23 protein-coding genes are annotated in these 21,067 nt (G+C 57.6%); 17 read left to right on the top strand and 6 right to left on the bottom strand.

Annotated features, from left to right (window positions below; translation table 11 throughout):
• Positions 1-5 precede the first annotated feature (5 nt).
• The 17 genes from PZ895_RS11175 to PZ895_RS11095 all read left to right on the top strand — a co-directional run bounded on the left by PZ895_RS11175 (position 6) and on the right by PZ895_RS11095 (position 16,302).
• Positions 6-629, top strand: coding sequence for a TraH family protein (locus tag PZ895_RS11175; protein ID WP_275839075.1), 624 nt, complete (start codon positions 6-8; stop codon positions 627-629).
• Complete coding sequence (locus PZ895_RS11170; RefSeq protein ID WP_275839074.1) at positions 626-997, top strand: thermonuclease family protein; 372 nt, start codon at positions 626-628, stop codon at positions 995-997. Before PZ895_RS11175 ends, PZ895_RS11170 begins: the two co-directional genes overlap by 4 nt.
• A 199-nt stretch (positions 998-1,196) precedes the next feature.
• On the top strand, positions 1,197-1,445 hold the full coding sequence (locus PZ895_RS11165) for a type II toxin-antitoxin system Phd/YefM family antitoxin (protein WP_275839073.1): 249 nt from the start codon (positions 1,197-1,199) through the stop codon (positions 1,443-1,445).
• 3 nt (positions 1,446-1,448) lie between these two features.
• A complete protein-coding gene (locus tag PZ895_RS11160; RefSeq protein WP_275839072.1) occupies positions 1,449-4,046 on the top strand; it encodes an SNF2-related protein in 2,598 nt (865 codons plus the stop codon).
• Entirely contained in the window at positions 4,043-4,720 is a 678-nt protein-coding gene (locus PZ895_RS11155; RefSeq protein ID WP_275839071.1) for a hypothetical protein, read from the top strand. The genes PZ895_RS11160 and PZ895_RS11155 overlap by 4 nt, the downstream gene beginning before the upstream one ends.
• Complete coding sequence (locus PZ895_RS11150; RefSeq protein WP_275839070.1) at positions 4,717-5,391, top strand: DUF4391 domain-containing protein; 675 nt, start codon at positions 4,717-4,719, stop codon at positions 5,389-5,391. Before PZ895_RS11155 ends, PZ895_RS11150 begins: the two co-directional genes overlap by 4 nt.
• Before the next feature lie 16 nt (positions 5,392-5,407).
• The gene (locus PZ895_RS11145; protein WP_275839069.1) at positions 5,408-7,039 is read left to right on the top strand and encodes a site-specific DNA-methyltransferase; all 1,632 of its coding nucleotides are present in this window, start codon (positions 5,408-5,410) and stop codon (positions 7,037-7,039) included.
• The gene (locus PZ895_RS11140; RefSeq protein ID WP_275839068.1) at positions 7,036-7,425 is read left to right on the top strand and encodes a hypothetical protein; all 390 of its coding nucleotides are present in this window, start codon (positions 7,036-7,038) and stop codon (positions 7,423-7,425) included. The genes PZ895_RS11145 and PZ895_RS11140 overlap by 4 nt, the downstream gene beginning before the upstream one ends.
• 13 nt (positions 7,426-7,438) lie before the next feature.
• A complete protein-coding gene (locus PZ895_RS11135) occupies positions 7,439-8,524 on the top strand; it encodes a DEAD/DEAH box helicase family protein (RefSeq protein ID WP_275839067.1) in 1,086 nt (361 codons plus the stop codon).
• Positions 8,525-8,675: 151 nt separating this feature from the next.
• Complete coding sequence (tnpB, locus tag PZ895_RS19365; protein ID WP_080600525.1) at positions 8,676-8,969, top strand: IS66 family insertion sequence element accessory protein TnpB; 294 nt, start codon at positions 8,676-8,678, stop codon at positions 8,967-8,969.
• A gap of 208 nt (positions 8,970-9,177) precedes the next feature.
• Entirely contained in the window at positions 9,178-9,987 is an 810-nt protein-coding gene (gene phnC, locus PZ895_RS11125) for a phosphonate ABC transporter ATP-binding protein (RefSeq protein ID WP_006473175.1), read from the top strand.
• A complete protein-coding gene (gene phnD / locus PZ895_RS11120) occupies positions 9,984-10,832 on the top strand; it encodes a phosphate/phosphite/phosphonate ABC transporter substrate-binding protein (RefSeq protein ID WP_003501103.1) in 849 nt (282 codons plus the stop codon). Before phnC ends, phnD begins: the two co-directional genes overlap by 4 nt.
• 70 nt (positions 10,833-10,902) lie before the next feature.
• Positions 10,903-11,709, top strand: coding sequence for a phosphonate ABC transporter, permease protein PhnE (phnE, locus tag PZ895_RS11115; RefSeq protein WP_006473411.1), 807 nt, complete (start codon positions 10,903-10,905; stop codon positions 11,707-11,709).
• Between the two features lie 13 nt (positions 11,710-11,722).
• The gene (locus PZ895_RS11110) at positions 11,723-12,721 is read left to right on the top strand and encodes a phosphonate dehydrogenase (protein ID WP_003501101.1); all 999 of its coding nucleotides are present in this window, start codon (positions 11,723-11,725) and stop codon (positions 12,719-12,721) included.
• 12 nt (positions 12,722-12,733) lie between these two features.
• Positions 12,734-13,654, top strand: a complete 921-nt coding sequence (locus PZ895_RS11105) for a LysR family transcriptional regulator (protein ID WP_003501100.1) — start codon at positions 12,734-12,736, stop codon at positions 13,652-13,654.
• 346 nt (positions 13,655-14,000) lie between these two features.
• Positions 14,001-14,597: a recombinase family protein gene (locus tag PZ895_RS11100; RefSeq protein WP_024710158.1), complete on the top strand. Its 597-nt coding sequence runs from the start codon at positions 14,001-14,003 to the stop codon at positions 14,595-14,597.
• Positions 14,590-16,302 (top strand): IS481 family transposase, encoded by a 1,713-nt coding sequence (locus PZ895_RS11095; protein ID WP_345803526.1) that lies wholly within the window; start codon positions 14,590-14,592, stop codon positions 16,300-16,302. Before PZ895_RS11100 ends, PZ895_RS11095 begins: the two co-directional genes overlap by 8 nt.
• Here the strand turns inward: PZ895_RS11095 and trbI are convergent.
• From trbI to PZ895_RS11065, 6 genes are read right to left on the bottom strand one after another with little or no spacing between them, the layout of a single operon-like run.
• A complete protein-coding gene (gene trbI / locus PZ895_RS11090) occupies positions 16,277-17,584 on the bottom strand; it encodes an IncP-type conjugal transfer protein TrbI (RefSeq protein ID WP_275839066.1) in 1,308 nt (435 codons plus the stop codon). The two genes, PZ895_RS11095 and trbI, sit on opposite strands and share 26 nt — an antisense overlap.
• 11 nt (positions 17,585-17,595) lie before the next feature.
• Complete coding sequence (gene trbH / locus PZ895_RS11085) at positions 17,596-18,057, bottom strand: conjugal transfer protein TrbH (RefSeq protein ID WP_275839065.1); 462 nt, start codon at positions 18,055-18,057, stop codon at positions 17,596-17,598.
• 2 nt (positions 18,058-18,059) lie between these two features.
• The gene (gene trbG, locus PZ895_RS11080; protein ID WP_275839081.1) at positions 18,060-18,881 is read right to left on the bottom strand and encodes a P-type conjugative transfer protein TrbG; all 822 of its coding nucleotides are present in this window, start codon (positions 18,879-18,881) and stop codon (positions 18,060-18,062) included.
• A 41-nt stretch (positions 18,882-18,922) separates the two neighbouring features.
• Positions 18,923-19,585 carry a conjugal transfer protein TrbF gene (gene trbF / locus PZ895_RS11075; protein ID WP_046110280.1) on the bottom strand — a complete coding sequence of 221 codons (663 nt, stop codon included), beginning with the start codon at positions 19,583-19,585 and terminating at the stop codon, positions 18,923-18,925.
• Positions 19,586-19,618: 33 nt separating this feature from the next.
• A complete protein-coding gene (trbL, locus tag PZ895_RS11070) occupies positions 19,619-20,794 on the bottom strand; it encodes a P-type conjugative transfer protein TrbL (protein ID WP_275839064.1) in 1,176 nt (391 codons plus the stop codon).
• An 11-nt stretch (positions 20,795-20,805) separates the two neighbouring features.
• Positions 20,806-21,066: a DUF2749 domain-containing protein gene (locus PZ895_RS11065; protein WP_275839063.1), complete on the bottom strand. Its 261-nt coding sequence runs from the start codon at positions 21,064-21,066 to the stop codon at positions 20,806-20,808.
• Position 21,067 lies beyond the last annotated feature (1 nt).

Here is a 21,067-nt window from a genome sequence, read left to right as displayed (position 1 = left end):
GAGTCATGATCGATGCCGAACTGATTCAGCAATGCGCCGATCCCAGCCTCAAGGTCGAGATCGTCCAAAAGTTCATCGAGGAAGCCGGTGGCGCCGACCATCTGACCGTCACCGTCAGGGCAGGGGAGCGCATCATCCTCGTACCGAAGCCGTCAACCGAGGACGAGGCATTGGAGCTCATCGAGCAGAATTTGGGTCAGTCGATTGTCAGGGTAGGAGTGACTCAGTATCCGGCCGGTCTCGGCATTCAGGACATCTCCGAGCTCAGCCCGGACCTTCTCGATTCTTGCAAGAATATCGGCATGGGCACCGCGCTCTTTGCCAAGGTCTATCGCATCGTCACAAAATGGTACGGTGCGCCTGCCCAAGAGGCCCTTGAGGACGCGATACTCGCCTACAAGACCGGCTGGTTCGAGGGCAAACAGGTGTTCTATGAGTCCGATCCCGACGAAACCGAACTTGCCGCGCCGCAGCCGGCCGAACAGGAGGGTGAAAGCGTGCGGCAGGGAGAGCAGGTTGCGTCCGGAGTCAGCGAACCATCGGAACAGCCTATTTCGGAGGAAGACCCGAACAAGGCCGGCATCCGCATCGATCTCTCCGGAATCAGCAACAACAGTAAAGAGCAATGAACAGCCATATCATCGTCACCATCATGCTTTGCGTCCTGTCGTGCGAACCGACCGAAATCCGCGTCTGGGACGGGGATTCCCTGCGGCTCGGCATGACGCACGAGGCAGAGGCGATCCGCATGTTCAACATCGATGCGCCGGAGATCGAGGGGCAGTGTGCCTATGAAAGCAATCTCGCGCAGCGTTCGAAACACCGACTGGCAGAGCTGTTGCAAGGTCAGCTCGTCGAGGTCCTGCGCCAAGGCAAAGACCGCTATGGCCGCACGCTCGCGAGCGTGACTATCAACGGCAGCGATGCCGGGGACATCCTCGTCAGCGAAGGCCTTGCCAGGACCTGGAGCGGCCGGCGCGAGCCATGGTGCGAGTGAGGGATACCGGCGCATTCGTGTCAAGGTCGATTGATTCAGTGCGCCAATATCTACATCAGAGAAGCGCAATCACCTCTGTTTCGTAGCTATAGCGCCTTGGCAGAAGAGTATCTCGGGTATCGCTTCCGGATGGCGATGCGTGGGGCGGGTTCCGGCAAATTGGATTCAGTGCTTGCGGCGCGGAGCCTGAATAGGGAATATGTCCAAAATAGCTATTATAGGGGATCAGCTTCCGTTGAAATCCATCTCAGCCAGAGACGCAAAGAACAGCTTCGGGATGTTGATCGACGCGGCGCGCGCCGAACCAGTTACGGTTGAAAAGCATGGGAGGCCGGTGGTGGTCGTTATGTCCGTCGAAGAATATGAACGACTTGCAACCAATGGCGCTTCCAAGATGCATCCGGGCCCGCCGGCACTTCTGAAATCCCTTCGCGGAAGTGCGCGATAGCGCATGCAAATAGTTGACAACATAAATTCCCTGCTAGGCGACGACCTGAAGCAAACGATCACGAGGGGATCGCGCCTGAAGATCGCTGCCTCTTGTTTTTCTATCTATGCGTTTGAAGCCCTGAAGGCCCAGCTTGAGCAGATCGACTCCCTGGAATTCATATTCACATCACCCGCCTTCCTGCCGTCGGAGGTCACAGACAATCTGCGGAAGGAACACCGGGAGTTCCAGATTCCCAAGAGCGAGCGCGAGCGATCCTTCTACGGCAGCGAGTTTGAAATCCAGCTCAAGAACAAGCTGACCCAGCGCGCCATCGCCAAGGAATGTGCGGACTGGATGCGCCGCAAGGCCAAATTCAGCTCCAATCGCGGCAAGGCTCCGATGCAGCAATTTGCCTGCGTCAGCAACAGCAGCGAGAGCGTTGTCTATTTGCCGCTACACGGCTTTACCGCAGTCGATCTCGGATATCAGAAGGGCGACGCCGTATCCAATCTGGTTAACCGGCTTGACGAAACCTCCGCCACCGCCACTTACCTCAGCCTTTTCGAGCAAATCTGGAACGACCCCGAAAAGCTTGAGGACGTAACCTCATATCTCTGCGACCATATCGCTTCCGTCTATCAGGAGAATTCCCCGGAGCGCGTCTATTTCCTGATCCTCTACAATATATTCAACGAGTTCCTGGAGAGTATCAGCGACGATGTCCTGCCCAACGACCTGACCGGCTACAAGGACAGCGTCATCTGGAACAAGCTCTACAATTTCCAGAAAGATGCGGCGACCGGCATCATCAACAAGCTTGAAACCTATAACGGCTGCATCCTTGCCGACAGCGTCGGCCTCGGCAAAACCTTTTCAGCGCTTGCCGTCATCAAATACTACGAACTGCGCAACCGCTCGGTGCTGGTGCTGTGCCCGAAGAAGCTCGCAGACAACTGGCTGAACTATAACCGCAACCTGAAAACCAACATCCTGGCCAAAGACCGCTTCAACTACGATGTGCTGTGCCACACCGATTTGCAGCGCACATCCGGCGAGTCCTTCGGCACGCCGCTGAACCGGATCAACTGGGGCAACTACGATCTGGTCGTCATCGACGAGTCGCACAATTTCCGGAACAATGACGCCTTCAAGGACAGGGAGACGCGCTATCAGAGACTCATGAACGCCGTCATCAAGGATGGCGTGAAGACCAAGGTGCTGATGCTATCGGCTACGCCGGTCAACAACCGTTTCACCGATCTGCGCAACCAGCTTGCCCTTGCCTATGAGGGCGAGTCCGAGAATCTCAGCGACAAGCTGCGCATCGAGAAAAACATCGAGGAAATATTCCGCCGCGCTCAGGCCACCTTCAATATGTGGTCGAAACTGCCGCCGGAGGAACGGACGGCAGCGGCGATCCTGAACGCCCTCGATTTCGATTTCTTTGAGTTGCTGGACAGCGTCACTATCGCCCGGTCCCGCAAGCATATTCAGACCTTCTACAGCACCGAGGAAGTCGGCAAATTCCCCGAGCGGCTGAAGCCCATCTCATTCCATTGCCCGCTGACCGGCCGTACCGACGTGATCGGCCTCAATGAGATATTCGACCGCCTGACCATGCTCAAACTGGCTGTCTATGCGCCGGTCAGCTACATCCTGCCCAGCCGCATCGGAAGATATGCTGAGCTGTATGATACCGAAGTGAAGAGCGGCGCCGGCACACTCCGCCAGGCTGACCGCGAGCGCAGCCTTCAGGCCCTTATGACTGTGAATTTGCTGAAGCGGCTGGAAAGCTCGGTCGAGGCGTTCCGCATCACCCTGAACAAGCTGGCAGACAACCACAAGCGCACGCTGGAGAAGATCGACGGATTCCGCAAGACCGGCAAAGACCCCGGCTTCATGGACATTGCTAGAGCCTATGAGGACGCCGAACCGGACGATGACGAGCTGCCCGATCCCGACGATCAGGAGATTGGAGGCAAGGTCAAGGTCAATTTGGCCGACATGGACTTGCCGTCATGGGAGCATGACCTGAAGGCCGATCTTTTCGTCATCGACGGCTTGCTCAGTGAGATGCACAAGATCACCCCGGGGGATGACGCAAAACTCCAGCATCTCAAGGGCCAGATCGAGAAGAAGCTCTCCGCGCCGATCAATCCGGGCAATCGCAAAATCCTGTTGTTTACTGCCTTCGCCGACACCGCCAACTATCTCTACGACAATATCGCGCCTGAGCTGCTGGCACGCCGCGCGTTGCATACCGGCAAGGTGACAGGCAGCGATGCGCCCAAATCCACCATCGGCAAGGGCTACGATTTCCAGACACTGCTGACGCTGTTCTCTCCGATTTCCAAGGAGAAGGCCGCCATTCTGCCGAAGGAGCCCGTAGAAATCGACATCCTGATCGGTACGGACTGCATATCCGAGGGCCAGAACCTTCAGGATTGCGACATGGTAATCAATTACGACATCCACTGGAATCCGGTCCGCATTATCCAGCGTTTTGGTCGCGTGGACCTATCGGCTCGAAGAACGCCGTCATCCAACTCGTCAATTACTGGCCCGACATCACGCTCGACGAATACATCAATCTGCGTGAACGCGTCGAAAACCGCATGATCATCGCCGACGTGACCGCCACCGGCGACGACAATGTCCTAAGCGCGAAAGCCAACGATGTTTCCTATCGCAAGGAACAGCTCCGCCGTCTTCAGGAAGAGGTCATTGAGCTCGAGGATTTGAAGACTGGCGTGTCGATCACCGACCTTGGCCTGAACGAATTCCGCATGGACTTGCTGAACTACGTCAAGGTCGCCGGCGACCTGGCCGGCGTTCCAAACGGCATGCACGCGGTCGTCCCGGCCGCGCCGGATAAGGGTTTGCCGCCGGGGGTGATGTTCGCGCTGCGCAACCGCAATCACGGCGTCAACATCAACCAGCAGAACCGGCTGCATCCGTACTATCTGATCTATGTCGGCCGGGATGGTGAGGTCATCATCAATCACATGGAGGTCAAGAAGCTGCTCGACCTCCTGCGGACGGCCTGCAAGGGCCGCTCCGAACCGGTCATAGAGGTGTGCCGCATCTTCAACCGCAGCACCCAGGACGGTCGCGACATGCAGGCCTATTCAAGCCTGCTGGGCGACGCCATCCGTTCGATGATCGACCTGAAGGCGGACAAGGATATCGACAGCCTGTTCTCCGGTCACAGAACCACCGCCCTCGTTGATTCGATCGCGGGTCTCGACGATTTTGAGCTGATCGCTTTCGTCGTCGTGCAGGAGGCGTCATGACCGACGCGCTCTTTGACTATCCGGCCAAAGCCGCCTTCGGCCGCGTTCTGCCGAAGAACAAGTTTTACGCCCATGCCAGTCCGGGCACGAAATTGCGCGGCTTGTTTGTCTCTCAGGTCGGCCAGATCGTCTGGCGCTACAAGCTCGCGCCGGAAACCATCCGCCTGGCGGCAAAGCCCGGCGTGCCGGAGATTCAGATTTTCGAGATCGCGCTTAAATCTGTCACGCTGGACGAGAACGTCCTGCGCGCCATCGACAAGGCGATTCCGTTCCCGATCCTGTTTGAGCTGACCTATGGCGACAAGGTCAAGGCGGTCGCCACCTATAAGCGGCCGAATGAGGCCGACTCATCAAAATGGGTGATCGGCGACTATTACGGCACGGGCTGGCAGCCGGTCGGTACATCCCGAAAACCGCTGCCCGTCGCGCTTGATCTCGCCGGGCTGTACGAGCAGATGGTTCGCGCGCTCATCGCCGAACCTGCGCGACGCGGCGAGAGCCTGAAGGACCAGGTCGAGCGGATTGCCCGTGTCCGGAGCATGGAAGCGGAATATGCGAAGATGGAATCAAAGTTGCGGAATGAAAAGCAATTCAACAGAAAAGTTGAATTGAATGCGAAAATGCGGTCAATAAAGAGTGATATTGACCAGATGACCAAAGTAAATATGTGAATTGCGCGGGGGCATAATGCAAAAGCTGAAACTTCATTCGCCGGATTTGACGGCCGAAAACATCGACAGGCTGGCGGCGCTGTTTCCCTCATGCGTGACGGAGACCGCCAACGAGAATGGCAAGTTGGTCAGGGCCATCGATTTTGATCAGCTTCGGCAGGAGCTTTCTGACCACATCGTCGATGGGCCGCGTGAACGCTATCAACTGACATGGCCAGGAAAGCGTGAGGCGTTGCTGACAGCGAATGCGCCCATTGCGAAGACGCTACGGCCGTACCGTGAGGAGAGTGTAGATTTTGAGGGAACCGAGAATCTATTTATTGAGGGCGATAACCTCGATGCGCTGAAGCTGCTCCAGGAGAGCTATCTCAACAGGATAAAGATCATATATATTGATCCACCATACAATACAGGATCAGATTTCATCTATGACGACGATTTTGCAGAGACGACTGATGAATTTCTAAAGAGGTCTCTCCAGGTTGACATCGGTGGAAATCGCCTTGTTTCTAACTTTGAGAGTAATGGACGCTTTCATTCGGACTGGATGAGCATGATGTACGCTAGGGTGCGGCTCGCCAGGAACCTTCTTACCGATGATGGCGTGATGCTTATTTCAATTGGACAAGAAGAGCTGAAAAATCTTATCGGCCTTGTAGGAGAGGTATTCGGCGAGGACAACAGAATATCTGTACTCACTTGGGAGAAGGGCAGAAAAAATGACTCTACATTCTTCTCTGACAGCGCCGAGTATATGATTGCCTTTGCAAGGAATAAGGCCGCTTTAGCTGAGCGTGGAAAATGGCGAGAGAAGAAAGATGGCATCGATGGAATTCTCGATAGATACGAGGAAATCAAGCGCGAGCTAAAGGGAAACCATGCTGCTATCGAGAGCGCAATGCGTGTATTTTATTCAAACTTGGAGGATGATGATCCGGCAAAAAAGCTGGCCCATTTCTATCGATCGGATGACCGTGGCTTGTTCTTTGGGGCGGATATCTCGTCCGCAAGCACGAGCATCCCAGATTACGAAATATTCCACCCGGTAACAAAGAAGCCGGTTAAGAAACCCTCACGAGGGTGGGGCGCGACTGAACCAGTTATGCTTGAACGCATCAAAAATGATGAAGTGCTATTCGGTTCCGACGAAACAACCATACCCTTGAAGAAAAGCCACCTCTTTGAAGTCGACTCTATTGTCAAAACGCCCGTTATTTATAAGGATGGCCGCGCCGCGTCTGGGGTTTTGAAGAAACTCTTTGGGGAAGTCATCTTTAACAACCCCAAGGACCATTTGATCCTGGCTGATGTTATATCTTACTGCTTGCAAGGGACCAGGGATGCTATCGTCTTAGACTTTTTTGCAGGGTCTAGCTCGACTGCGCACGCAGTGATGGAGTTAAACAAAGCGGATGGCGGAAGCCGTAGGTTTATCATGGTGCAGATTCCGGAGACGCTAGATGTGCAGACCGCAACAAGTCCCGCCGCAAGGCAAACAATTCAAAGAGCAATAACGTTTCTTCAATCCATCGACAAGCCGCTCACGATTGCAGAGATAAGCAAAGAGCGCATCCGTCGTGCAGGTGCCGAAATAATGGAGATCGAGCATAACCAGAGGGGGGCGTGGATGTTGGATTTCGGGTGTTGAAAGTTGATACGGCAAACATGCGGGATGTGTACTATTCACCCGACGCAGTGCAGAAGGACGACCTGCTTTCGCAAGTAGACAACATTCATGAAGGGCGGACCGCCGAGGACTTGCTGTTTCAGGTGTTGCTGGATTGGGGTGTCGATCTTTCCCTGCCAATCAGCAAGGAGACGATCGCGGGCAAGACGGTCTATTTTGTTGACGAAGATGCCCTGGCTGCCTGTTTCGATCAGGGTGTGTCCGAGGACCTGGTCAAGGAAATCGCAGCGCGGCATCCGATGCGCGTCGTCTTCCGTGATAACGGTTTTGCCAGCGACGCTGTCAAGATCAATGTCGAACAGATATTCAAGCTTCTGTCTCCCGAGACCGATGTGAAATCGATCTGAGGGGCAGGCAGGCATGAAGCTCAAATTCAAGAAACAGCCCTTCCAGACCGACGCTGTTGAGGCCGTCGCCGATTGTTTCGCCGGGCAGCCCAGCAGCGCGGGCATCAAATACCGCGTCGACCCTGGGCGTTCGGTGGACGCCAGCGGACAGACAATCTCCGATCTGGAGGTGGAGGGATTCAAGAACGCCGACATTGCCATTCCGGCATCGAAGATTCTGGAGAACCTGCACACGATTCAACAGCGGCAGAATCTTCCCCTGTCATCGGCGCTGGTTAACACAAAGGTCTGCCCGATCAATCTCGATATCGAGATGGAGACGGGCACCGGCAAGACCTATTGCTACATAAAGACCATGTTCGAGCTGAACAAGCGGTTCGGCTGGAGCAAGTTCATCGTCGTCGTGCCCAGCATCGCCATCCGCGAAGGCGTCGATAAATCCTTCGAGATCACCGCCGAACATTTCTTAGAGGAATACGGCAAGCGCGCACGCTTCTTCATCTACAATTCCAAAGAGCTTCACAATCTGGAGAGCTTTTCGTCGGACGCCGGTATCAACGTCATGATTATAAACGTCCAGGCGTTCAATGCGACCGGCAAGGATGCGCGCCGCATTTATGAGGAACTGGACGACTTTCAGTCCCGGCGTCCCATCGACGTGATCAAGAGCAACCGGCCGATCATGATCCTCGACGAGCCGCAGAAGATGGAAGGCGCGAAAACGCTGGACTCGTTGGCGGGGTTCAATCCCCTGATGATCTTGCGCTATTCGGCGACCCACAAGACCGAACACAACAAGGTTTACCGGCTCGACGCGATCGACGCCTACAATCAGAAGCTGGTCAAGAAAATTGCGGTGCGCGGAATCACCGTGAAGGGCCTCAGCGGCACGAACGCTTACCTCTATCTGGAATCGATCCAGATATCGGCGAGCAAGCCGCCGGTTGCCCGGATGGAAATGGAGATCAAGCAGGCCTCAGGCGTGAAGTGCGCCGTGCGCAATGTCAGCCGTAACGACAATCTCTTCGACATGTCGCAGGGGCTCGACCAGTACAAGGGTTTCGTCGTCGCCGATATCTGTAGCGGCTTGCCAACATAAGCGCCTCTGCTCGCAAACATCGGCATTTTCTGCTCGAATTATCTGACAATGGAGCGGGCGTCGTGCTCACGCTCTTTGCCAATGTGCTCGCAAACATCCGGGTCTGCTTGCAAACATCCGCCACGTGCTCAGATTAATTGCCAGCGACGGCATGGTCAAACCGGGACGCCTGCCTGTCGTAGTTGCTCGGTCAGCTGACGGGAATATTCGGGATCAAGGGTGCCCGCCAGGAAGGCGCGGATATACGGACATGCGCTGTGGCTTTCCCTCCTTGGCGCTTCGGGTGCAGGAGGTTCTGCAGCATGATCCGTTGTCAGGGCATCTCTTCGTCTTCAGGGGCCGCAGATCGGATATTTTGAAGATCATCTGGCATGATGGTCTGGGCGCCTGCCTTTTTACCCGGCGGCTGGAGAAGGGCCGGTTTATCTGGCCGAATATGGGATAGCATCCGTCAAGGTGGTGTAGAATTGGGACCGGGCCGTCATGATCAGGCGGCTCTGGGTGAAATTTCTCCATCGCAGCTACGCGAGGAGGTAGAGCTGAGTTTAAGTGCTGTCATTGAAGTTTCACGAGCCTGATAAACGGACGTCATATGTCGCCCATAGTGATGCAAATATTCAATCGATGCACCACTAACGATCAGGATTATTGTGATGCTGGCTCTGAACGGAGTTGCCGTGACCTATGCCAACGGCACCCAAGCTTTGAAGACAACGACATTGACGTTCAACCAGGGTCAGTTCGTCGTGCTCCTCGGTAGATCCGGCGCAGGCAAATCTACCCTCATCCGGACACTCAACGGCTTGGTTGCGCCGACGTCTGGTTCGATCACTTCTAACGATATTGGTGCTCTGGATGCGGAAACTAAGCTTCGCATTCACCGAAGGCGAACTGGGATGATATTCCAGCAGCACCAACTCATAGGGCGCTTGAGCGCGCTCGACAACGTCATGACGGGCCGCCTGGGCTACCACTCTGGCTGGCGTACGTTGTTCCCTATGCCGCGTTCGGATCGAAGGCTGGGGTTGGAATGCCTTGAACGCGTAGGCCTTCTTGATAAGGCTCTCGTCAGGGCGGATCAACTATCCGGCGGTCAGCAGCAACGGGTGGGCATTGCGCGCGCGCTGGTCCAGAAGCCCCAACTGGTCCTTGCAGATGAGCCCGTTGCAAGTCTGGACCCTGAAACGGCTGTCGAGGTCCTGTCGCAGCTTCGCGAAATATGCACAGCCGACGGCATCACTGCTGTGATCAGCCTTCATCAGATCGATCTAGCTCGCCGGTTCGGCGACCGGGTCATTGCTATGCGCGACGGGGAAGTGGTTGCGGACGCCGCTGTCGACGAACTGACCGATCAAATGTGTGCGTCGATCTACCGCAGCGCCCCAAGAAATCCGACCACAACACAAGATTTGTCCAACTACGAGTATGATCAACCTTTAGCTGCCATGGAGGCCGCATTATGAAGAAGCTTCTGTCCCTCGCATTCCTCGCCGTTCTTGGCTGGAGTTCGTTGGCGCATGCTGGCTCAAATCCAGAGACATTGCGCGTCGCGTTGCTACCGGACGAGAACGCCGCCACTGTCATCAAAAACAATCGTCCTCTCGAGGAGTATCTTGAGAAGACACTCGGTCGGGAGATTGAACTGATCGTAACGACCGACTACTCGTCAATGATCGAAGCGATGCGTTTCGGCCGGCTTGAGTTGGCTTATTTCGGGCCGCTCTCTTACACGCTCGCGAAAACCAAGGCTGATATCGAGCCTTTCGCAGCACTTATGAAGGATGGCGAAACTACCTATCGCGCTGTAGTTGTCGCCAATGCAGAGGCTGGCATCGAAAGCCTTGAAGATGCAAAAGGGAAAAAGGTCGCGTTTGGGGACGTGGCTTCCACCTCAAGCCACCTTATCCCGAAATCTATGCTGCTTAAGGCCGGAGTTGAGGCTGGAAAAGACTATAGCGAGAACTTCGTAGGGTCGCATGATGCCGTGGCTATTGCAGTGCAGAATGGCAATGCTCAGATTGGCGGACTTTCGTTGCCCATCTACAATTCAATGGTCGCTCGTGGCACCATTGATCCTAAGAAAGTTATCGCCCTCGCCGAGTCCGATCCGTTCCCGCAGTACCCCTGGACCATGCGGTCGGATCTTGACACTTCGTTGAAAGAGGCGATCACCAAAGCCTTCATCGACCTTAAAGACGAAAAGGTATTGGCATCCTTCAAAGCCGATGGGTTCGCTCCGATCGATGACAAAGCCTACGACGTCGTCCGTGAGCTCGGTAAAGTGCTGAACTTGGACCTGAGTCAGTAAGGCGCGTTCGAGACAGTTTCTCACCTTTCGACGCAGGCGCTGGCCTGCGTCCTTTCTTCCAGGATATGTGATGACACAGCCGTCGGCCGACTACGACTCTATCCTTCAACATCAAAACAAAGCTTGGACCAGAGCTGGCGTGATCGCGTTGGCAATTGCGTGTGTGATCATTGTTAGCAGTTATCACTCCGGTCTTCTTGATCTGGAGCGTCTGGGATCTGGGTTTCCTGCGCTCTGGCAGCTCGGTACGGAAATGTTTCCCCCGGATTTCAACCGAGGCTTGGAGTGGATCAGCCCTCTCATCGACACTCTGGCGATGAGTATAGCTGGGACTGCGATCGCGGTACTGATATCACTTCCAGTTGGCTTTTTCGCCTCAGGGAAAACAGCACCCAACGCTGTCATCTATATGATCTCGCGTGGATTGTTGAATGGTCTACGGTCGATCCCGGAGCTGATTATGGGCATCGTCTTCGTGGCGGCAGTGGGATTTGGAGCGCTCCCAGGCGTGCTGGCTCTTGGTCTTCACTCGGTTGGCATGGTGGGCAAGTTCTTTGCGGAGGCGATCGAGCATTGCGATAATGCGCCTATAGAAGCCGCACGCGCAGCTGGTGCGTCGCCGTTCCAGATCGTGACGCGGGCGATCTTGCCACAAGTTCTACCGCAATTGGCCGATGTGACCATCTATCGGTGGGAGTACAACTTCCGCGCCTCGACAATCCTGGGCACTGTGGGAGCTGGTGGTATCGGTTTCGAGTTGATGACATCCCTCCGGATCATGAATTATCAGGAGGTTCTTGCGATCATGCTCGTTGTCCTTCTGATGGTCACCATCGTTGACCAGGTCGGCGCTCTCCTCCGCCGCCAGCTGCAATAGAAGGATAAATTAAATGCTCCCAAAGGTAGTAATCACCCATCGCGTCCACGAGGAGATTATCTCAAAGCTATCTCCCCACGCTCGTTTAGTTTGCAACGATACTGATGATACATGGCCCCGCGAGAAACTGCTCGCAGAATTGAGCGACGCCAAGGCGATGATGGCGTTCATGCCGGACATGATCGACGCGTCTGTACTCGCGCACGCTCCCGATCTTCAACTTGTGGCATGTGCGCTGAAAGGCTTCGATAACTTCGACATCGAAGCCTGCACGCAGCGTGGAGTCCACGTCACGATAGTGTCCGATCTTCTCACTGACCCGACAGCCGAACTTACAATCGGTCTGATGATTGCTCTTGGGCGGCACATTCTGCCAGGCGACAAGAGCGTCAGGAGGGATTACAAAGGTTGGCGCCCTCGGTTTTACGGCCTTGGGCTGCAGGGCACAGCAATCGGCATTTTAGGGATGGGAGCGATCGGAAAAGCTATAGCACAGCGCCTAAGTACCTTCGGCGCCATTGTGTCGTACTGGGATCGTCAATCCCTGGACAAAGCCGATGAGATCAGACTGAACGTAAAGCCTCTTGAATTTGACCAGTTGATCTCGTCGTCTACCTTTCTTGTGTGTGCACTCCCGCTTTCGGCCGAAACGAAGCATCTCCTCGGCGCTGAACAACTCGCCAAAATGCCCAAAGGAGCACTTCTTATTAATCCTGCACGCGGAAGCGTGGTTGATGAAGAGGCTGTTGTCGCTGCATTGCAGGCGGGGCGCTTGGGAGGCTACGCCGCTGATGTTTATGAGATGGAGGACTGGGCCAGACCCGACCGGCCTGACAAGGTCCACGGGGGTCTCCTCAATCGCGAACATGATTCGATCTTGACACCCCACATAGGCTCAGCAGTGGCGAAGTCGCGTTTGGCTATCGAGCACGAGGCTGCTGACAACATTATAGATTTTGTCCAAGGCCGAAGACCTCGTGCGGCAATTAACGAGGTTCAACTAATTCCTTGATTAGAGAAAGTAATGTTTAGCCTTTCGCATGTCGCAGCATTCATAGAGGTAATCGAAACTGGCAGCTTTCACGAGGCGTCGCGACGGCTTCAGATATCCCAACCGACTGTCTCACATAATGTGAAACGATTGGAGGATATACTAGGGGTGCGGCTGGTCGAGAGGAGGAAGGACAAGTGTGTGCCGACTCGGCAAGGGCTCGTATTCTTGCCATTCGCACGCAGCCTTTTGACCGTCACGAAGAGATCTCTGGACCGCCTGCACAGCGGCCGGATTACGTTGGGTGCCAGTACTAACATCGGTACCTATATTTTGCCAGTCCACTTGAAGCGTTTACAGGATGCTCAAGGCCGGCCACCTGAGGTGGCCGTTGCCTCAAATCCTGAAATCATCGAAAAGCTCTTGAGGAAGGAGATTGATCTAGCCTTTACCGAATGGTGGGACGATCGAAAAGGATATCAAGCCCGCCTTTGGCGGAAGGAAAAGCTGGTAATAATCGTATCCCCACAGCATAATTGGAGGACGCGAAAAACAATTGAAGCGGCAGAGTTATTTCAAGAGTCCCTCATTGGCGGAGAACGTGGAACCGGTACCGGATCCGTGCTCCGCGAGGCCTTCGGCCAAGCGGCAGAGCAATTCCCAATCTCATTCAATGTCGGGAGCACTGAGGCTGTGAAGCATGCAGTTCGAGCTGGTCTCGGCATTTCGATCGTGATGAGGAGCACTGTCCTCGATGAGCTCGCGTCGGGTAGGCTTTATGAGGTTTCTGTTGAGAATGTGGTTCTCGAAAAGTCTGTGTGGGCTGTACATCCCGTACATATGGAGGATGGTTCACCGGAAGCAATCGCGCTTAAGGTTATACTCGATGCGAGCGCCCCTCTGGGTGACCTAGAGCACGTCCACATTACTCGGGGTCATATCCGCAAGATTTGAAGTAGTTGGCGCATTCCTGCGGCTCGAACATGGTAACGGCCTGGCCGACCGCATCCTTTGGTATCGCCGCCTCAATTCCCGGAGTATCCCATACAAGGGGGACAAGATCGGGGACCGCCCGATTTTCGATGCGTAAGGTTCCCTGCTCCATGTCGCGAATATTCGGCCGTCAGACACATAGTTGGTTTCCATGGATCGTTTGTCATAAACGAGGGTTTTTGAGCATGCCATAGCGCATGCCGTCACGCCCCTTGAATGGCGCGATGGAATCTTCTCAAAACTGTTATAGAAACGGTTGTCGCAAAATGCTATGTGTCCAACGACTTTCAAGAACATTTGGATGGCTATGCGGGTCGGGTACGCCAGGGTCAGCACGATCGATCAAAATCCGGAGCTTCAGCTTGAGGCGCTGAGACGCGCCGGTTGCGAGAAGGTGTTTACCGAGCGCGGGTCAGGCGCTCGCGATGACCGCCCGGAATTGGGCCGAATTCTCTCCGACGTGCTTCGCACTGGTGACACGCTCGTTGTCTGGAAACTCGATCGGTTGGCGCGATCGCTAAAGAAGCTCATCGCGACGGCGGAAGAGTTGGAGCGCGCGAAGATCGGGCTCGTGTCCTTGACCGAGAGCATTGATACGACGACGCCGGGCGGCATGCTGACCTTCCATGTCTTCGGTGCGATCGCCCAGTTCGAACGTGCTCTGATCCGCGAACGCACGACGGCTGGACTGGTCGAGGCGCGGCAACGTGGCCGCAAGGGTGGCCGCCCGCCCGCGATGCGCCCGGGCGATATTGCCGCGGCGCGCGCCCTGATGAAGGAAGGCAGCATACCGGTACGCAATATTGCGCAGCGCATGGGGGTTTCTGTTGCAACCCTCTATCGTCATATCGGCAAGAAGGGTGGCTCTCCCAAAACAGTGGAATCCGAGGACGTCCATGGCTGAGCGGAGAAAGCGGCCGCCCGGAGAGGCTCTTGTCGATCTTCGACGCCGATTGTCGCTGCTTTCTCCCCGTGATCCAGGCCGTACCGAGATTGTTGCTCGTGCCGCCGATGCCTACGGCATCTCGATCTGGACCCTGTATCGGGCGCTGCGGGAGTTGAACCGCCCGAAATCCGTACGGCGCGCCGATCACGGAACCTCCCGGATCGCCCCGCAGCCGGAGATGGAAACCTATGCCGAAATCATCGCGGCCCTGAAGATCAGAACGGCGAACCGGAAGGGGCGGCATATCTCCACGGCGCGCGCCATCAAGCTGCTTGAGGAAGACGGCGTGGTGACGCCCGATGGCCTGGTCCGTGCACCGCCCGGCATCTTGAAACGCGCAACGGTCGATCGGCTGCTGCGTGTTTCCGGCCTGGATTATGCGCGCGTCACCCGCCCGGTGGCTGCCGTCCGATTCCAGGCGCGGCGTTCCAACGAACTCTGGCACTTCGACATGAGCCCGTCCGACCTGAAGCAGGTGGAAGCGCCGCTTTGGGTCGAGGAAGGGCGCGGCCGGCCGACGCTGATGCTGTTCTCCGTGGTCGATGATCGCTCCGGCGCGAGCTATCAGGAATACCGCTCCGTCTACGGCGAGGACGCGGAGTCCGCCTTGCGCTTTCTCTACAATGCCTTCGCCGCCAAGCCTGAACCGGAACTGCCGCTTCAGGGGATTCCAACGACCATCCATATGGATAACGGGCCGGTGAGCCGCTCGCGCGTTTTCCAGTCCGTCATGGGTAGCCTTGGTGTCCGGGTTCTCACGCATATGCCCCCGTCGGACAGCGAGCGGCGCACGCCGGCGCGAGCGAAAGGCAAGGTCGAGCGGCCGTTTCGCACGATCAAGGAAGTGCACGAGACCCTCTATCATTTCCACAAGCCGAAGGACGAAGAGGAAGCCAACCTTTGGCTCAGGCGCGCCTTGGTCACCTACAATAACGGCGACCATCGCACAGAGTCTCATGCACGCATCGAGGATTGGCTGCGGCATCTTCCTCCTGACGGGGTGCGGGCGATGTGCTCCTGGGAGCGGTTCTGCGCCTTTGCGCGCGAACCGGAACGACGGACGGTTGCTGGAGACGCGACCGTATCGGTCGAAGGCGCATCCTATGAGGTCGAGCCCGAACTTGCCGGCGAAACGGTGACCTTGCTCTGGGGCCTGTTCGATCAGGAACTGTTCGTCGAGCATGAGGGCAAGCGCTTCGGTCCATTCCAACCTTCGCGCGGGGCGGTTCCCCTCTTTCGCTATCGCAAATACCAGAAGAGCAAGCTCGAAGAGCGGCTCGACAAGGTGGTGCGCCTGGCAGACCAACTTGGGCTCCCCCGCGCCGCGGTCACCGGCGGGGATCGTCCATTGCCTTCGCTGCCCCCGACCACGGCTGGGCTGAGTGTACGGCGGACACCGTTTCCGGAACCCGCAATAGAGACCGCTTATCCAAATGGCCTCGCAGCCCGTGGGGCCATCGCCGACCAGCTCGGCCGGCCGATCGGCGCGATGAATGCCGGTGACCGCGCCTTCATCAATGAACTGCCATCGAGCACGATGTTGGCGTCGATGGTTTCCGGCACGAGACAACCAGCCAGAAGCACTGCAACCGCAACCGTCGCGGCGGCATTGCGGGCGAGCGAAAACAGCTCAGCCATCAGCGATAGGCTCCCGGGAAAATGATGTCCTGCTCGACAATGATGTTGAACCCATAGCCCGGGCGGATGGTGAGGGTCGGCTGGACATTGAGATTGCGGGAGATGGTTTGGTCCGCGACCCGGCCGAAGCTTTCCGCGAAATTCCGCCGCGCTGCATCCGAGGCGGTATCCTGCGTCGCAAGCGTCGAGCTTTCCGGCACGGCCATGTCGATGCCGGTACCGATCAAGGCGATGAGAATCGCCGAGCCGAAGGTCTGCAGGTATTTGTTGTCGACCTGGTCGCGGAAGCCGCCATAGCCTTGCGCGTCGACGCCGGCCATGCCGCCGATCTGCAGTGTCGATCCATTCGGGAAAATGAGATCGGTCCAGATCACCAGCACGCGACTTTGCCCGAACGAGACGTTGGAATCGTATCGGCCGAAGAGTTTGGCCCCTTGCGGCACCAACAGCCGGTGGCCGGTGGCACTGTCGTAGACGTTCTGGCTGACCTGAGCGGTGATGCGGCCAGGAAGGTCGGAGTTGATGCCGGTCACAAGCGTTGCCGGGATTACCGAACCGCGTTTGAGCTCAAAGGGCGACTGCTGCGGCACGACGCGGTTCGGCAGATAGCCGAGATCGGCGATGTTCTGATTGAAGAAGTCGGTCTTGCCGGCCTGGTTGTTCGGATCGGCTTGTTGCCCGGCGCCGCCGGCGCGCAGCGCGGCCGCATAGAGATCGGCCATGCCGGCGCGATCGCCAAGCGCCCCCTGCCCTGTCGTCGCCTGTGGCGTTTCCGCTTGTGCCGCTTGCCCAACGTTGCCGATATTGACCGCGATCGGGCTGTCATAGGCGGCATCGTCGGCCTGGAGCCGGGCCATACGCTGCTGATGCAGCAAGCGAAACATCTGCTCGTCCTGTTCCCTTTGCAGCCGCACGCGCCAGTCGACCTCGCTTTCAACCGGCGTTGCCTGTTGCTGTTGCGGTGTTGTCGGCTGGCGCTGGAAAGGATTGGTGGACTGCGGCTCTTGTTCCGTTTCCTCGACGGGCTGCACCACCTGAATCTGCTGCGCGGGGCGCGGCTCCTCGATCACGCCATCCGAAACGCCGCGCTTGAGCTGGTCAGCGAAATCGGTTGCCGGTGCGCCGGTCGAAGTATCGATCGCGCCGCCGCTCCGGTTGAGCCCTCGGATTGACAACCCCCAAATGATAACGCCGAAGAAAAGGACGACCAGGCCGATGAAGAGAAAGACCGGCAGCTTGTTCAGGCGCCGGATCCTGGGCTTCTCGTCGCCGCCTTCGGCGCCGGGGGAAAGATCGAGCGAACTCATGGGCCCTCCCCTCAGCTCACACGCTGCATCACGGAAAGCGGGCTTGTCGGCGTGGCGCCGGTCGCCGACATCGCATAGGTGCGGGTCAATTCGACCGAGGGTGTCGAAATCCGGGTCATGACCGCGCCCTCGAACGTGTCGAGGACATAGGCTAGCGGGATCATATTGTCGCCGGGAGCCTCCTGGTTCGAGGCGACGGCATAGCCCCAGCCGCGCAGCGACTCTTCGAGCGCCAGGCCGAAGGCGGAATCGTCGGGTTTGATGACGATCGTGCCGGTGCCCGGGCCGACATGCTCGGCGAGCTTGGCGACCATGTCGCCGGCGACGGCCGAGGCTGCGACCGGCGAGAGATTGGCGGCATCGGCACTCACGGTCGGCGTGAAGTATCCCCCGCCCGTGGTGGTGCATGCGCTCGTTGCACCTGTGAGAAGAACGAGTGCCAGAACATGGGAAAGTCGGTGGATGGCGCGCATGGTCAGCCCTTCCTCGAAATGGTGATCTTCTGCTGGCGGGAGCCGACGCCGGAAAGGAGCACGGCGCGATCGAACACATAGTCGACGATCATCATCGTGCCGTTGAGCCGGTAGTTGACGATGCGGTTTTCGCCGCCCGATACGACGAACAGCACCGGTGCATCGCCGCTCATCATCTGGCCGGGGAACTGGATGTAGGTTTTGACGCCATCGGTGTAGACGCGGGTCGGGCGCCAACGGGCTTGCCCGCTGATAGCGAAATTGAAGCTCAGGTTTTCGGCCGGGATGCCGGCGCCGGGAATGATGCTCGCCTCGACGCGCGCGTTGAGGGCATCGAACTTGGCCTGCACGTCTTCGGGATACTCGAAGGCAACGCGGGCCATGTAGTCGCGATGATGTGACCTGAGCCGGATGTGGTAGGTGCGCCGCGATGTCGTCACCACCATGGAGGTCTCGAGCCCGGGCTCCGAAGGCTTGACGATCAGGTGGATTTTCTGGCCTTCGGCCGAGCCCGAGGTTGCCGGCTCGACCTTCCAGCGAACCGTGTCGCCCACCAGCACGTCACGCACGGCTTCACCGGCCTGCAGTTCGATTTCGCAAAGCTGGAGAGGCGAGCAAACGACGGAGGGCTGCGTTTGGCCGTAGAGGTAAATGACCTTGCCGTCCGGCCCGCGCGTCATTACCGCGGCCGTGCCCTGCCACTGAGTGGAAAGGCCGGTCCCCCGCGCTTCGTTGCTGCTGAGGCCCTGCTGATCGGCCGCAACGGCGACATTGAGGGCGAACGTACCCAGCAACAGGGTTGCCGCACACACGCCCGCGTGCATTTTCTTGAGGTTGAACATTACTCTGACTCCGCGAGCGTTTCTCAAAGCTGGGCCGTCCAATCGAAATCCTTGAGGTAGAGGCCGATCGGGTTCAGACGAATGACCGCCTCGTCCTGGGGCGGCGAAAGGGTGACGGTGGCGATGCCGCGAAAGCGGCGGGTGCGCAGTTCCTTGCCCGCGCGGTCGCGCTCGATCTCGCTCCAGTCGACCTGGTAGCTCTGGTTCGAGAGGGCGACGACGTTGTTGACCTCGATCGAGACCGTCATGGTGCGCGCGCGATCGAAGGGTGAGTTGTTGCGGAACCAGTTGTTGACCTTCTCGGTCGCCGGGTCCTGCTGTTTCAGCATCGCGTAGGTGCGATCGATATAGCCCTTCTGGACAGTGGCATCCGGAGTGATCGACCGGAAGTTCGACACCCATGCGCCGAGCATCGAGCGCACAACGCGCTCGTCGGCATATTCGATCTGCGCGGGGAAGCCGGCCAGGACAGCCGCCCCGAGCTTGTCTACCTCGACCACATAAGGAACAAGCTTGACTTGTGTGGACTGATAGAGGGCATAGCCGAACCCGATCACCGCCATGCTCATCGAAAGCAGGCCGACGGTGCGCCAGGCCGAGGCCGCGCGCATATAGCTGCCGTAGCGCTCGTTCCACTCATAGCGGGCGGCCAGATACGGATTGTCGGGGTATTTGCGCTTCGCCATCTAGCCTCGCCTGATCGATACGGCCGGCCGACCTCACGAGTCGGCGTCCATCTTTTTGTTTGAACTTCTCGAACTGGTGCCCGGATTGTTGCCTTGCCGCAGCTTTTCGTTGGCGAGGCCGAGGGTCGAACCCATCCTGGCGCCGGGGATCCCCATCAGCTTGTCGGTCGCCGCAGAGCCGACCGCGCCACCCGCGGCTCTCAACCCGGCCATTGCAGCCGCGCCACGCGATGCGCCGGCTTGCGATGCCGCCGAGGCGGCAGCCATCCCACCTTTGACGACGCCGGCGCCGCCGGCCGCCATGCCAGCACCGACCGCCGCGAAGCCGGTAATCTGGCCACCGCTGCGGATGGCTTCCATGCCATTGCCGACGGAAACGCCTTGGACGACGCCCTGAATGATGTTCGGCACGTACATGGAGATCATGAAGACGACGACCGAAATGCCCGCGATCGTCAGGGTAGTGAGGAATTGATCGTCGGAAGCCGTATCGTTCGAAAGGCCGATCAGCACCTCGGAGCCGATGCGCGCGATCATCACGAGGCCCATCAGCTTCATGCCGACTGAGAAGGCATAGACGAGGTACCGGACCGCGAAATCCTTGGTAAAGGACGAGCCGCCAAGGCCAAGCATGATCATGCCGGCGAGCAGACCGACGTACATTTCGACCAGCACGGCCACGAAGATCGCCGCTACGAGGGCAAAGCAGATGACAACGACGATCATCGCGAAGACCGAGGCCATGGCGAGGGCATTGTCCTCCCAAAGACCGAACCGGGCGTTTTCTGAAAGTTCGGATGCCACTTTGACGCCGGCATTGAAGACGTCGGCCGGCGAAGCCGAACCACCATCCGCGCCGAGCTGAAACAGGCTATCGACAACCGACTTGGCCAAGTCCGGACCCTGCTGCAGAACAAAGAGGAAGAAGCCGATGAAGAGGATTCTCCGCACAAGCTCTGCAAACCATGTGTCGAGCGACGGAGCCTGGATCGCGAGCCAGATCGCCGCGATACCCACTTCTATGCCGGCCAGTATCCAGAACAGCGAGGTTGCCGCATTGATGACGGTGTCCTGCCAGCCCTGCGATGCGCTGGCGACCTGGTTTTCGAGATCGGTCAGGATCGAACCGTCCTGCGCAAAGGCCGGATCGACCATGGCAAGCGCGGCGATCACCAGTCCAGCCAATCTCAAAAGCATCGAAGCGCGCATGACTCAGGCCTTCAGTTGTCGCCCCAGCGGGGGGCCATCTGTTGGCCTCCCGACGTGGGGTAGTCGTCGGGATTGGCGTTGAAAAAGTCCTTTGCCCGCTCGGCGGCTTCCTCGCGTGCCGCCGCTTCTTGCTCGGCAAGTTCGACCTGGCGCTGGAGGAGCGCCTTCGTTTCTGGATCGGTGTTCGTGATGAACACATAGGACGCCGCGCCGCCTGCAAGGGCGGCAACGATCGCGATCACGACGACGATGGGGAGTTTGAGCGTTGCCATG

It is taken from the genome of Mesorhizobium sp. YIM 152430 (assembly GCF_029210365.1).
Lineage (GTDB): Bacteria > Pseudomonadota > Alphaproteobacteria > Rhizobiales > Rhizobiaceae > Aliihoeflea.
Note: the sequence above shows the minus strand (reverse complement) of the source record. Positions and strands in the feature narration are given on the sequence as shown.